Genomic DNA, 13,490 nt, shown 5'->3' with positions numbered 1-13,490 from the left:
TTTAATCCAGCGAGAATCCGGTAGCCTGTCCATGCGCGTGCGCGTTAAAATCTGCGGTATCACCCGACCGGAGGACGGCGCAGACGCGGCCGCCGCCGGGGCCGATGCCATCGGGCTGGTGTTCTACGAGCGCAGCCCGCGCGCGGTGAATATCGAACAGGCGCGGGCGGTGATTGCGGCCCTGCCGCCCTTTGTCAGCCGGGTGGGTCTGTTCGTGGATGCGACCGCCGGGACAGTGCGCGACCATCTGGCAGCGCTGCCGCTGGACCTGCTGCAGTTCCACGGCGATGAGTCGCCGGAATTCTGCGATGGCCTGGGCCATCCCTATATCAAGGCCCTGCGCATGCATCCGGACATGGACGTGGTCGCTGCCATGCAGACCTGGCGCGGGGCCGCCGGCATCCTGCTCGATGCCTGGCACCCGGCGGTGCCGGGCGGCAGCGGCGAGCGCTTCGACTGGGAACGCATTCCGGCCGAGCGGCCGCGGCCGCTGATCCTGGCCGGCGGCCTGGATGCCGGCAACATCGAACAGGCCGTGCGCAGCACCCGGCCCTATGCCGTGGATGTCAGCAGCGGCGTGGAGCAGGACAAGGGGATCAAAGACCCGGCGAAGATCGCCGCCTTCATCCAAGGAGTCAACCGTGTCAACACCGACTGAAGCCATGGCGCCGCCGCACTTCACCGACCTGCCCGATGCCAATGGGCACTTCGGGCCCTACGGCGGGCGCTTCGTTGCCGAGACCCTGATGGAACCCATCGAGGAGCTGCGCCAGGCCTACGAGAAGCTCAAGAATGATCCCGACTTCCAGGCCGAGCTGGACCGCGACCTGCATTATTATGTCGGCCGGCCCTCGCCGCTGTATCACGCCGAACGCTGGAGCAATCACCTGGGCGGCGCGCAGATCTATCTCAAGCGCGAGGACCTGAACCACACCGGCGCGCACAAGATCAACAATACCGTCGGCCAGGCCCTGCTGGCGCGGCACATGGGCAAGACCCGCATCATCGGCGAGACCGGGGCCGGCCAGCACGGCGTGGCCACCGCCACCGTGGCAGCGCGCCTGGGTCTGGAGTGCGTCATCTACATGGGCGCCGAGGACATGAAGCGCCAGTCCAGCAACGTCTACCGCATGCGCCTGCTGGGCGCCGAGGTGGTGAGCGTCGAGTCCGGCTCGAAGACGCTCAAGGATGCGCTCAACGAGGCCATGCGCGACTGGGTCACCAATGTCGACAACACCTTCTACATCATCGGCACCGTGGCCGGCCCGCATCCCTATCCGGCCATGGTGCGCGACTTCCAGGCCGTGATCGGCCGTGAGGCACGCCAGCAGATCCAGGCACAGGCCGGCCGGCTGCCCGATGCCCTGATCGCCTGTGTCGGCGGCGGCTCCAACGCCATCGGGCTGTTCCATCCCTTTCTCGATGACCGGGACGTGGCCCTCTATGGCGTCGAGGGCGGCGGCGACGGCATCGAAACCGGGCGCCATTCCGCACCCCTGTGCGCCGGCCGCCCCGGTGTGCTGCACGGCAACCGCACCTATCTGATGGAAGACGACGACGGCCTGATCACCGAGACCCATTCCATCTCCGCCGGACTGGACTATCCCGGCGTAGGCCCCGAGCACGCCTGGCTCAAGGACAGCGGCCGCGCCCGCTATGTGTCCGTGACCGATAACGAGGCGCTGCAGGGCTTTCACGATCTCACCCGCATGGAAGGCATCATCCCGGCGCTGGAGTCCAGCCATGCCCTGGCCTATGCCACTAAACTGGCCCCGACCATGCGCAGGGATCAGATCATCGTCGTCAACCTGTCCGGGCGCGGCGACAAGGACATCCACACCGTCGCGGCGCATGAGGGGATCGAGGTATGAGCCGCATTCAAGCCCGCTTCGAGGCGCTGCGCCGGGCCGGCAGGAAGGCGCTGATTCCCTATGTCACCGCCGGCGATCCGGATCCGCAGACCACCGTCCCGCTGATGCACGCCATGGTCGAGGCCGGCGCCGACATCATCGAACTGGGCGTGCCCTTCTCAGATCCCATGGCCGATGGCCCGGTCATCCAGGCCGCCTGCGAACGGGCGCTGAGGCACCACATGAGCCTGCGTCGGGTGCTGGAGATGGTGGCCGAGTTCCGCCGCGATAACGACGAGACGCCGGTGCTGCTGATGGGCTATCTCAATCCCATCGAGGCCATGGGCTGCGCCGAATTTTCCGCTGCTGCGCAGCAGGCGGGCGTGGACGGCGTGCTGACCGTCGACCTGCCGCCGGAAGAGGCGGGCGAGCTGGTTGCCGGACTCAGGACACACGAGATCGACCCTATTTTCCTGCTCTCGCCGACCACCACCGATGCGCGCGTGGCGCGCATCGTCGAGCAGGCCGGCGGTTTCCTCTATTATGTCTCCTTCAAGGGCGTGACCGGAGCCACCCGGCTGGACGTGGACGCGGTGGCGGAGAAGGTCGGCCACCTCAAGTCCATCGCCGCGCTGCCCATCGGCGTCGGTTTCGGTATCCGGGATGCCGAGTCCGCCGCGCGTATCAGCCAGGTCGCGGATGCCGTGATCGTCGGCAGTGCGTTGGTGCGTCACATCGCCGAGTCGACCGATCATCCCGAGACCATCAAGGACAAGGTGGCCGAGGAGCTGCGTGCCATGCGCGCTGCCATGGACGCAAAGCAGCCGGCAGCCGCCGTCTCGTGAAGCCGGGGACTGCGGGATCCGCCGGCCCCAGGCGCTGTCCGCACCCCAACAACTGATATCGAGAGTCATACATGAGCTGGTTCGAAAAACTGATGCCCACGCGCATCCGCACCGAAGGCGGTAACAAGCGCACCGTGCCGGAGGGTCTGTGGACCAAGTGCGACGCCTGTGCCTCGGTGATCTATCGCGCCGAGCTGGAGCGCAACCAGGAAGTCTGCCCCAAGTGCGGCCATCACATGCGCATCCGTGCCCGCCGCCGGCTGCAGGCCTTCCTGGACGAGGCTGGGCGCGAGGAGTTGTTCAGCCGGATCGAACCCGTGGACATGCTGCGTTTCCGCGACAGCAAGAAATATCGCGACCGCCTCAACCAGGCCCAGAAGGGCACCGGCGAGTCCGACGCCCTGATCGTGATGCAGGGACAGGTGCAGGGCATTCCGCTGGTCGCCAGCGCGTTCGACTTCGCCTTCATGGGCGGCTCCATGGGCTCGGTGGTGGGCGAGCGTTTCGTGCGCGCCGTGAACCACTGTCTGGAACGCGAGCTGCCGCTGGTATGTTTCTCCGCCAGCGGCGGGGCGCGCATGCAGGAGGCCCTGTTCTCGCTCATGCAGATGGCCAAGACCAGTGCCGCACTCGGCCGCATGAAACAGGCAGGCCTGCCTTACATCTCCGTGATGACAGATCCGACCATGGGTGGTGTCTCCGCCAGTCTGGCCATGCTGGGGGATGTGCATATCGCCGAGCCCAATGCCCTGATCGGTTTCGCCGGCCCGCGGGTGATCGAACAGACTGTGCGCGAGACCCTGCCGGAGGGCTTCCAGCGCAGCGAATTCCTGCTGGAGCACGGGGCGATCGACATGATCGTCGACCGCCGCGAGATGCGCGACAAGGTTGCCCGGCTGCTGGGGATCTTTATGCATCGCAGTGCATCCTAGAATTTTCTGCATTATCAGGTTCCACCCCTGAGTGATAAAAGTTTTACGTCATTGCGAGGAGCGTAGCGACGTGGCAATCTCGCAACAAATGAGGCGGCGTTACGAGATTGCCGCGCTGCGCTCGCAATGACGCGCTTCGACTCCCTGGCCGACTGGCTGCGCTGGCAGGAGACCCTGCATCCCCGCGAGATCGAGCTGGGCCTGGAGCGCGTACGCGCCGTGGCCGAACGCCTGGATCTGCTGCAGCCGACCTGTCCCGTCGTCACCGTGGGCGGAACCAACGGCAAGGGTTCCACGCTCGCGTACCTTGAGGCCATCTACAGTCAGGCCGGTTACCGCACCGGGCTCTATACCTCACCCCATCTGATCCGCTACAACGAACGCCTGCGTATCGGACGGCGCGAGGTGGATGATGCCGGCATCATGGCCGCCTTCGAGGCCATTGATGCCGCGCGCGGTGATATCAGTCTGACCTATTTCGAGTTCGGCACCCTGGCCGCGCTCTGGCTGTTCGAGCGCGCGCAGGTCGATGTCATGCTGCTGGAAGTCGGCCTGGGTGGGCGCCTGGATGCGGTCAATATCCTGGACGCCGATGTCGCGGTCGTGACTTCCATAGGTCTGGATCATATGGACTGGCTGGGCGGGACGCGCGAACTGATTGCCCGTGAGAAGGCCGGCATCTTTCGCCCGCAGCGTCCCGCCGTCTGCGGCGATCCCGACCCGCCCGCCGGGCTGGCCGCGGCTGCGGCCGAATGCGGCGCCCACTGGTATGGCCTGGATCAGGCTTTCGGCAGCCGCCGCTCCCACGACGGGTACTGGGACTGGTGGTCGTTACAGCGGGAATGGGAGGAGTTGCCGCTGCCGACACTGGGTGCCGGGGTGCAGCTCCACAATGCCGCCGCCGCCCTGATGGCCATCGAGTGCCTGCAGCCGCGACTGCCGGTGGCGCGGCCGGCCATCGTCGCAGGCCTGACCGCGGCCGGTCTGCCGGGGCGCTGCCAGCGGCTGGAGGCGGGCGGCGTCGAGCTGGTGCTGGATGTGGCGCATAATGCCCAGGCGGCGCTGGCGCTGGCGGACTGGCTGGCGACACACCCGGCGGCGGGCCGTACCCGGGCGGTCTATGCCGGTCTGACCGACAAGGATGTGCGCAGTGTGATCGCGCCTTTGTTGCCCGGGGTGGATTGCTGGTATGTTGGCAGCCTGAGCGGGACGCGGGCCCGGCATGCGGACAGCGTACTGCCGTTGCTGGCCGGGGCCGGCGCGCGGGCGACGGGCTTCGATGCTGTCACCCCGGCCTGGCAGGCGGCCCGGGCGGACAGCCGGCCGGGTGACAGGATTGTGGTGTTCGGTTCTTTCCTTACCGTGGGGGAAGTGCTGCAGTTGCTCGAACAGGCTTTTCAGCAAGAGGGGTAAGGCATGGACGATAAACTCAAGCAACGTCTGGTGGGTGCGGCGGTCATCGTGGCGCTGGCGGCCATCTTCATCCCGATGATCCTGGAAGGGCCGGACGACGGCATGGGCCCGGTCGGCAGCAACCTGCCGCCGGCACCCGAATACAAGATGAAGGACCGGGTGGAACCGCTGGTGCTGCCGCCGCCGCCCGAGACCGAGGCCGTGTCGGAACCGGCCAGGGTGCCGGATGCGCCCGAGGCCGCCTTGCCTGAAACCGGGACGGTCGCCGAGGCCGAGCCCGTGCCGGCCCCGGCCCCAGCCCCGAAGCCGGAGCCGGCACCCGCCCCGGAGCCAGCGCCCGCACCCACACCGGCTCCGGCGCCGTCTCAGCCGACCGCCACCGCTACGCCGGCACCGGCCAGCGGCTGGGTGGTGCAGGTGGCCAGCTTCAGCCAGCAGGCCAATGCCGAGCGGTTGCAGGACCGTCTGCAGGAACAGGGCTACAAGGCCTTTGTCGAGTCGGCCACCACCGGCTCGGGCTCAACCTGGCGGGTGCGCGTCGGGCCGGTGCCGGAGCGCCCCGAGGCGGAAAAACTCCAGGCCGAAATCGCCAAAGCCTTTGATCTCAAGGGACTCGTCACAGAGCATCCCTGATTTGCTAGAATGCGCGGATGCGAACAGGAGTTCTTGAGCGCCGGTGGCCCCGCCGCCTGGCACAAACCGGTATTTGCCTGAGGCGGGGGGTTAAGCGGTGCTGACCTGGGTCGATGTGGTCATGCTGCTGGTGGTCGGCCTGTCGGCGGGCATCAGCCTGTTGCGCGGCTTCGTCAAGGAGGCCATGTCACTGGGTATCTGGGTCGCCGCCATCTGGATCGCGTTGGCCTTCGCCCCCGAGTTCTCCGGCTGGCTGACACGCTGGGTGGATACGCCGTCCATCCGCCATGCCCTGGCCTTCATTGCCCTGCTGGTCATTGTGCTGATTCTCGGCGCGCTGGTCAGTTACCTGATCAGCCAGTTGGTGAAGAAGACCGGTCTGTCCGGCACCGACCGCATGCTGGGCGTTGTCTTCGGTGTGGTGCGCGGCGTGGTGATTGTCGCCGTGCTGGTCCTGCTGGGCGGGCTGACCCTGCTGCCGCAGGACCCCTGGTGGCAGGAGTCAGTGCTCATGCCCCATGCCGAGACCCTGGCCCTGTGGCTGCGTGAGTTCCTGCCGCCGGACATCGCCGACAACATTCAGTTTTAGTGTCCTGTCATGCGTCTAATGATACCTTCAGAGCCATCGAGCCGTGCCAGTGCACCAACAGTAGGCGCCTTGAGGCGAGGCGCAGCGCGCAGGCAATGGTCACTCCCTTGTCAAGTGCTGCAACGCGGCAATGGCGCGGCTCGATGGCTCCCTTCGGGCAAGGCGATAAGCGGCCATCTGCCGCGTTGCTTGCCCTTGAGGTAGAATGGCTACCCCGGCGGGCAAGCGCCTTGCATCTGGCCGCTTCTCGCCTTGCTGAAGGCGTCATTAGACGCATGACAGGACACTAGAGGTATAAAGCACGCATGTGTGGAATCATCGTATCGTTGCCCGGGAACGGGTCAATCAGGCCATCTATGACGGACTCACGGTGCTTCAGCACCGGGGCCAGGACGCGGCCGGCATCATGACCTGCGACGACCATCGGCTGTACCTGCGCAAGGACAACGGCCTGGTTCGGGATGTCTTCCACACCCGCCACATGCTGCGTCTGCTCGGCAACATGGGCATCGGCCATGTGCGCTATCCCACTGCCGGCTGCGAATCCAGCGCCGAGGCCCAGCCCTTCTACGTCAACTCGCCCTACGGTATCAGCCTGGCGCACAACGGCAATCTGACCAACGCCGAGCAGCTCAAGCGTTATCTGTTCGAGGACGATCTGCGTCACATCAACACGGACTCGGATTCCGAGATCCTGCTCAACGTCTTCGCCCATGAACTGCACAGCCAGGGGCGGCTGAAGATCGACGAGAACGACGTCTTCGAGGCCGTACGCGGCGTGCACCGGCGCTGCAATGGCGCCTATGCCGCCGTGGCCATGATCACCGGCTATGGCGTGGTTGCCTTCCGCGATCCTCACGGCATCCGCCCTCTGGTCTATGGCAAGCGCGAGACCGACAGCGGTGTGGAGTACATCGTCGCCTCGGAGAGCGTTGCCCTGGACGTGCTGGGCTTCGAGGTGATCGCCGACGTCGAGCCGGGCGAGGCCGTGTTCATCACCCTCGATGGTCGGCTTCACACCCGTCAGTGCGCCGAACGTACCGACTATGCGCCCTGCATCTTCGAATATGTCTACCTGGCGCGGCCCGATTCCATCCTCGACGATGTCTCGGTCTACAAGGCCCGCCTGCGCATGGGCGACAAGCTGGCGGCCAAGGTCCAGCGGGAATGGATCGACCACGACATCGACGTGATCATCCCCATCCCGGACACCAGCCGTACCTCGGCGCTGCGCATGGCCAATACCCTGGGCGTGAAATACCGCGAGGGCTTCATCAAGAACCGCTACATCGGCCGCACCTTCATCATGCCGGGCCAGCAGCAGCGCAAGAAGTCCGTGCGCCAGAAGCTCAATGCCATCGAGCTGGAGTTCAAGGGCAAGAACGTGCTGCTGGTGGATGATTCCATCGTGCGCGGCACCACCTCCAAGCAGATCATCCAGATGGCGCGCGAGGCCGGTGCCAATAAGGTCTATTTCGCCTCCGCCTCGCCGGCGGTGCGCTATCCCAACGTCTACGGCATCGACATGCCGACGGCTGACGAACTGGTCGCTCACGGCCGCAGCGACGAGGAGGTGGCCCGCGAGATCGGCGCGGACAAGCTGATCTTCCAGGACCTGGAGGATCTGATCCAGGCCGTGAACAAGACCAACCCCCGGTTGAAACGCTTCGACTGCTCGGTGTTCAACGGTGAATACGTTACCGGCGATGTCACGCCGGAATATCTGGAGAACCTGCAGTGCCGGCGCAACGACATGGCCAAGCAGGAACGGCGGGACGGTGATGACGCCGAGGTGATCGAGATGCGCAATACCAGCTGAGACATCGCATCACAGGTCACCGCAGCCACCGGCTCGGGATACGCTGTGAATACGTCCCTGTACGCTCGACGGCCGCGTCCATGCGGCCGACGATCCCGAACCGGCGGCTGCGGTGACCTGCCGGCGTCGTAGCGGGTAGGTCGGGTTAGCCCGATAGGATGTAACCCGACGTGGCCACGACATATTGTCGGGTTGCGCTGCGGCTGACCCGACCTACGGATACGACCTTCCAGGAAACGCCCATGAAGAATAAAGACAACGACAAGGAATACGGCCTCGCCACTCTGGCCGTGCGCGCCGGCCAGGTGCGCACGCCGGAAGGCGAGCACTCCGAAGCCATCTTTCCGACCTCCAGCTATGTCTTCGGCAGCGCCCGCGAGGCGGCGGCGCGCTTCGCCGGCGATGAGCCGGGCAACATCTATTCGCGCTTCACCAACCCGACGGTGCGTACCTTCCAGGACCGCCTGGCGGCGATGGAGGGCGGCGAGGCCTGTGTGGCGACGGCTTCGGGGATGGCGGCCATACTGGCCACCTGTCTGGGCCTGCTGCGTGCGGGCGACCACATCGTCTCCTCGCGCAGCATCTTCGGCACCACCACGGTGCTGTTCAACAATTACCTGGCCCGCTGCGGTATCGAGACGACCTATGTCGAGCTCTCGGACAACGCGGCCTGGGAGGCAGCCATCCGGCCCGAGACGCGGCTGCTGTTTCTGGAGACGCCCTCCAACCCGCTCACTGAGCTGGGTGATGTGCGTGCGCTGGCCGAAATCGCGCATGCCCGCGACTGTCTGCTGGTGGTGGACAACTGTTTTTGCACCCCCATCCTGCAGCGCCCGCTCGATCAGGGCGCGGACATCGTCATTCACTCGGCCACCAAGTACCTGGACGGTCAGGGCCGCTGCGTTGGCGGCGCGGTGGTCGGCGATGCCGAGCGGGTGGGGCAGGAGGTGTTCGGGTTTCTGCGCACCGCCGGGCCCACCATGAGCCCGTTCAATGCCTGGGTGTTTCTGAAGGGGCTGGAGACGCTCAAGGTCAGGATGCAGGCGCACTGTGTCAATGCCGCCGGGCTGGCGCGCTGGCTGGAGGTGCACCCGGCGGTCGAGCGGGTTTACTACCCGGGGCTGGAGTCCCATCCCCAGCATGCATTGGCGCGGGAGCAGCAGTCGGATTTCGGCGGGATTGTGAGTTTCGACGTCAAGGGTGGACGCGACGCGGCCTGGCAGGTGATCGATGCCACCGAGCTGCTGTCCATCACCGCCAACCTGGGCGATACCAAGTCCACCATCACCCATCCGGCGACCACCACCCACGGCCGGCTCACGCCCGAGGCGCGCGCCGACAGCGGCATCGGTGACGGCCTGATCCGGGTGGCGGTGGGGCTGGAGGATATCGATGACATTCGGGCCGATCTGGCCCGCGGGCTGGATGCGGTGGCGGACGGCAGCTAGCTCGTCGCGCGGTTGCCCCAACTGCGCGCATAAAACCGCAAAGGCGCATAAGGCGCGCAAAGGTACAGGTGTCAGAATGCGAAGATGCGCAAGACAGTGTCAGGATAGCAATGCGGGGCATATCCTTGTTTGATGCATAGTCTCTTCGCGCGCCTTATGCGCCTTTGCGGTTCAGGCTTTTTATCAGTGAGTTGTCAGAGACGGCGTTCAGCCCTTCCCGTTGCCGTTCCCGTTCCCGTTGGCCCGGGTGATCTTGCCCACGCCCCAATGCTTGATGTCGTTATAGGAGAAGGGGGTATCGGGTTCCAGCCGGGCGCCGGGGATGACATATTCGATGTTGACCGTGCAGCTGCCGTCCTCGATGTTGCACATGGGATCACCGGTATAGCGCGGCAGCACCAGCAGCTGGTTGATCCGTTCGCCGTTCAGCTCCAGTGGCCTGGCCGGTTCCACCAGGTAATAGAAGGCGCCGTTGCCGCCGCGCAGCGTGCCGACGCCGGACAGCGGCAGGGGATTGGTGCCGGTGTAATCGTAGGGTTCATAAACCTCGAGCCGATGTTCCTGCGCAGCCATGGCCCTGCCTCCCCGTGATCCTGGTTTTCTGGCAGATTGCCCCAGCCCGGTGCGGCTGTCAAAGCCTGGTAACAATGACCTGATACAGATCAAAGCCCCTTCCTGATAATGATTCTGGAAATATTATTCAATTAAATGAATTTAAATAATAAAACATCCAGGAATCTGATTCTTGAATGGTACCGTGCCGGCCTGGAGCGGGTGCGTGGTGAGGCCGTCACGCGGCGCTGGCTGGCGGCCCTGCCGGGGCAAACGCCGGTGCGGCTGGTCGCGATCGGCAAGGCGGCCGAGGGCATGCTGGATGGTGCCGTGAACGCCCTGGGCACACGTCTGGCCGCGGGCCTGTCGATCACCAAACAGGGTTACAGCCGCAGCGAACACTGTGCCGATCCACGCATCGAGTGCCGTGAGGCCGGCCACCCGCTGCCCGATGCCGCCAGCCTGGCGGCGGGCGAGCGGCTGCTGGCCTTCATTGGCGAAGCACCGGCCGGGCAGGAATGGGTGTTTCTGATTTCGGGCGGCAGCTCCAGCCTGGTCGAGGCGCCGGTCGCCGGCGTGAACCTGGATGATCTGGTCGCACTCAACGACTGGCTGCTCGGCAGCGGTCTGGACATCGTCGCCATGAACCGGGTGCGGGCGAGCGTCTCCCGCATCAAGGGCGGCCGGCTGGCCGATTATCTGCGCGGGCGCCGGGTCCGATGCGGGCTGATCAGTGATGTGCCGGGGGATGATCCGGCCAGTATCGGTTCGGGTCTGCTGGTGTCGCCCCCGGTTGCCGGGCTGGATGATATTGCGCTGCCTGAGGCTTTGCGTGTGCGCCTGCCGGTCGCCGTACCCGCCCGGCCCGACCCGAAGGATTTCGAACGTATTGACTGCCATGTTCTCGCCCGCCTGGACGATGCCCTGCAGGCCGTGGCCGGTGCCGTCGCAGCCCGGGGACTGCCAGTGCATCTGCACCCCGAACACTTGGCCGGTGATGCCGCCGACGCCGGTCGCCGCCTGGCGCGGGAGCTGCTGACAGGCGCGCCGGGGGTGCATGTCTGGGGCGGCGAGACCACGGTGCGGTTACCCGAGTCTCCGGGGCAGGGCGGGCGCAACCAGCACCTGGCTCTGGCGGCGGCGATCGAACTGGCCGGTCGCCACGACTGCCGGCTGCTGGCCGCCGGCACCGACGGCAGCGACGGTCCGACCGATGCGGCCGGGGCGCTGGTCGACGGCGGGACGCTTGAGCGGGGCGGGGTCGAGGGCCTGTCGGCCGCAGCGGCCCTGACGGCGGCCGACGCCGGCACCTTCCTGGAGGCCAGTGGCGACCTGATCGTCACCGGCCCGACCGGCACCAATGTGATGGACCTGGTGATCGGCTGGAAGGCAGATGCCCCGGACTGATCCGTCATTGCGAGCCCCATGTGGCGAAGCAATCTCTGTACGCGGCGGCAGATCTGAAAACTGCTTAGGTGCTGCCCCCGCAATGACGGATTGTCCCCTGGCTTGTTGATATAATCTCCTCCATGCCTGATTCCTGCCTGATCACCGCCGCCCGCGCCTGTCTGGCCGAATCCGATCCCGCCGCCAAGTGCCGTCTGAGTCGGGATGCCTTCGGCGCCCTGCAGGCCGGTCGTCTGGCGGTGGATCCGGCTGCCGCCGGTTCGGCATTCGATGCCCCCGGCCGGCCTGCGCGCCCGGAGCTGGTGCCGCCGCGCGACCTGCCGCGCCGCCGGCTGGGCAGCCCCGAAGGGCAGGCCGCGCTGGTGCATGCCATTGCCCACATCGAGTTCAACGCCATCAACCTGGCCTGGGACGCGGTGGCCCGCTTTGCCGGCATGCCGCCCGATTATTACCGCGACTGGGCCCGGGTCGCCGCCGAGGAGGCATATCACTTCGGCCTGCTGCGCGAGCGACTGCAGGAACTGGGGTATGACTATGGCGATTTTCCGGCCCACAACGGCCTCTGGTCGATGGCGCTGGAGACCGCGCATGACGTGCTGGTGCGCATGGCGCTGGTGCCCAGGGTGCTGGAGGCGCGCGGGCTGGATGTCACGCCCGGCATGATGCAGCGCCTGCGCGAGGCCGGCGACGAGCGCACCGTGGCCCTGCTGGAAATCATTTTGCACGACGAGATCGGGCATGTTGAAATCGGTACCCGCTGGTACCGTTACTGCTGCGCCCGACGCGGGGTCGAACCCGAGGCCCGGTTCCAGGCCCTGATCCGGGAATACATCCCCGGCGGGGTGCGCGGTCCCTTTCACATCGAGGCGCGCCGGCAGGCCGGTTTCAGCGACACGGAACTGGCCGGGCTGGAGGCGCTGGACGGAATCCCTACATGAAACGAAGCCTGTCAATCTGCGCAATGCTTGCCGGTATGCTGCTGCAGCTGCCCGCCGGCGCCGAATCCACCCGGGATGCCACTATCCTGCACTACCAGGAAAGCGAGCAGGGTATCGCGCCCTATCCCGTGCGTATCCTGGTCACACGAGCCTTCCTGCGCCTGGATGACGGCGCGGATGGGGGCAATTTCCTGCTGGTCGACCGCGACGCGGGCGTGCTCCACAACGTCAATCATCAGAGCCGGAACATCCTGACCATCGCCGACAGCGAGGTCACGGAGGTCGAAGGCTCGCCGCAGATCGAGGTGCGGGTCCGGAAGGATGCCGATGCGCCGCCCATCGGCGGAGAGTCGGTCAGCCGGGTCGATGTAATCGCCGACGGCGAGTTGTGCATGACTGCCCATGTGGTGCCGACCCTGCTGCCCGATGTCACCGCCGCGCTGCGCCAGTATCAGCAGATCCTGGCCGCGCGCCAGTTCCGTGACCTGGATCTGACCCCCGAGGCCATGCGCGGGCCCTGCTTCTATGCCAACTATGTTCAGGGCGCGACCCGCTATCTGGACGAGGGCCTGCCGGTGCAGTGGTCGCATGAGGGGGGGCGGGCCCAGGTGCTGGTCAACTACAGAGCAGGACCGGGCAGTTCCGGCCGCCCTGTTCACCCTGCCCGAGGACTACCAGCGCGTGGGGCTGGATCATCCGGGGACCTCTGATTAATTCAAACAGACTGTCATTGCGAGTACCCATAGGGCATAAACGTAGCGAAGCAATCTCGTACTGCAGAATCAGTCGGTTAGAGATCGCCGCGTCGCTGCGCTTCTCGCAATGACAAGAAGGGTAATAATCAGGGTTTCCTTAACTTTGTGATCCTGGTGTGCTTTGGTGTGATTACAGGCTAGGGCTGCAACCCATGCAGTTCCCAGCCCGCGGCGGAAACCTCCAGCACACTGCCCTGATCGTACCAGTCCCCCAGCACGATACGCCGGGCAGGGCGGCCGTCGAGGTCGAATTCGTGCACAGCGGGTCGGTGGGTGTGGCGTGAATTCAGGGTCTGCACGACGGCCTCG

At 65.8% G+C, this 13,490-nt stretch carries 13 protein-coding genes and 1 pseudogene; 12 read left to right on the top strand and 2 right to left on the bottom strand.

The genetic code is table 11. The features are described 5' to 3' along the window. The first annotated feature begins 31 nt into the window (after positions 1 to 31). From D6C00_RS01915 to D6C00_RS01875, 9 genes and pseudogenes are all read left to right on the top strand, one after another. Positions 32 to 658, top strand: a complete 627-nt coding sequence (locus D6C00_RS01915; protein WP_125180057.1) for a phosphoribosylanthranilate isomerase — start codon at positions 32 to 34, stop codon at positions 656 to 658. Positions 659 to 662: 4 nt separating this feature from the next. Beyond that, entirely contained in the window at positions 663 to 1,871 is a 1,209-nt protein-coding gene (trpB, locus tag D6C00_RS01910; RefSeq protein WP_125182318.1) for a tryptophan synthase subunit beta, read from the top strand. Beyond that, positions 1,868 to 2,695 (top strand): tryptophan synthase subunit alpha, encoded by an 828-nt coding sequence (trpA, locus tag D6C00_RS01905; RefSeq protein ID WP_125180056.1) that lies wholly within the window; start codon positions 1,868 to 1,870, stop codon positions 2,693 to 2,695. The genes trpB and trpA overlap by 4 nt, the downstream gene beginning before the upstream one ends. Before the next feature lie 71 nt (positions 2,696 to 2,766). Then, a complete protein-coding gene (gene accD, locus D6C00_RS01900) occupies positions 2,767 to 3,627 on the top strand; it encodes an acetyl-CoA carboxylase, carboxyltransferase subunit beta (RefSeq protein WP_125180055.1) in 861 nt (286 codons plus the stop codon). Between the two features lie 126 nt (positions 3,628 to 3,753). Next, positions 3,754 to 5,040 carry a bifunctional tetrahydrofolate synthase/dihydrofolate synthase gene (gene folC / locus D6C00_RS01895; RefSeq protein WP_125180054.1) on the top strand — a complete coding sequence of 429 codons (1,287 nt, stop codon included), beginning with the start codon at positions 3,754 to 3,756 and terminating at the stop codon, positions 5,038 to 5,040. A gap of 3 nt (positions 5,041 to 5,043) precedes the next feature. After that, positions 5,044 to 5,673: an SPOR domain-containing protein gene (locus tag D6C00_RS01890; RefSeq protein ID WP_125180053.1), complete on the top strand. Its 630-nt coding sequence runs from the start codon at positions 5,044 to 5,046 to the stop codon at positions 5,671 to 5,673. Positions 5,674 to 5,770: 97 nt separating this feature from the next. Then, positions 5,771 to 6,262 (top strand): CvpA family protein, encoded by a 492-nt coding sequence (locus D6C00_RS01885; protein ID WP_317623003.1) that lies wholly within the window; start codon positions 5,771 to 5,773, stop codon positions 6,260 to 6,262. A gap of 305 nt (positions 6,263 to 6,567) precedes the next feature. Further along, positions 6,568 to 8,081 (top strand): annotated as a pseudogene (purF, locus tag D6C00_RS01880) (amidophosphoribosyltransferase). Positions 8,082 to 8,323: 242 nt separating this feature from the next. After that, entirely contained in the window at positions 8,324 to 9,529 is a 1,206-nt protein-coding gene (locus D6C00_RS01875; protein WP_125180052.1) for an O-succinylhomoserine sulfhydrylase, read from the top strand. 207 nt (positions 9,530 to 9,736) lie between these two features. Here D6C00_RS01875 and D6C00_RS01870 read toward each other — a convergent pair whose 3' ends face one another. Continuing rightward, positions 9,737 to 10,102 (bottom strand): hypothetical protein, encoded by a 366-nt coding sequence (locus D6C00_RS01870; protein WP_125180051.1) that lies wholly within the window; start codon positions 10,100 to 10,102, stop codon positions 9,737 to 9,739. A gap of 135 nt (positions 10,103 to 10,237) precedes the next feature. On the opposite strand from D6C00_RS01870, the gene D6C00_RS01865 reads away from it, so the two are divergent. The 3 genes from D6C00_RS01865 to D6C00_RS01855 all read left to right on the top strand — a co-directional run bounded on the left by D6C00_RS01865 (position 10,238) and on the right by D6C00_RS01855 (position 13,136). Further along, entirely contained in the window at positions 10,238 to 11,488 is a 1,251-nt protein-coding gene (locus D6C00_RS01865) for a glycerate kinase type-2 family protein (RefSeq protein WP_125180050.1), read from the top strand. A 122-nt stretch (positions 11,489 to 11,610) separates the two neighbouring features. Further along, entirely contained in the window at positions 11,611 to 12,426 is an 816-nt protein-coding gene (locus D6C00_RS01860; protein ID WP_125180049.1) for a ferritin-like domain-containing protein, read from the top strand. After that, positions 12,423 to 13,136, top strand: coding sequence for a hypothetical protein (locus D6C00_RS01855; RefSeq protein WP_125180048.1), 714 nt, complete (start codon positions 12,423 to 12,425; stop codon positions 13,134 to 13,136). The genes D6C00_RS01860 and D6C00_RS01855 overlap by 4 nt, the downstream gene beginning before the upstream one ends. A 182-nt stretch (positions 13,137 to 13,318) precedes the next feature. On the opposite strand, the gene D6C00_RS01850 is transcribed toward D6C00_RS01855, so the two are convergent. Beyond that, positions 13,319 to 13,480 (bottom strand): hypothetical protein, encoded by a 162-nt coding sequence (locus D6C00_RS01850; protein WP_241546770.1) that lies wholly within the window; start codon positions 13,478 to 13,480, stop codon positions 13,319 to 13,321. Positions 13,481 to 13,490 lie beyond the last annotated feature (10 nt).

The organism is Thiohalobacter thiocyanaticus, assembly GCF_003932505.1.
Taxonomy (GTDB): domain Bacteria; phylum Pseudomonadota; class Gammaproteobacteria; order Thiohalobacterales; family Thiohalobacteraceae; genus Thiohalobacter; species Thiohalobacter thiocyanaticus.
Note: the sequence above shows the minus strand (reverse complement) of the source record. Positions and strands in the feature narration are given on the sequence as shown.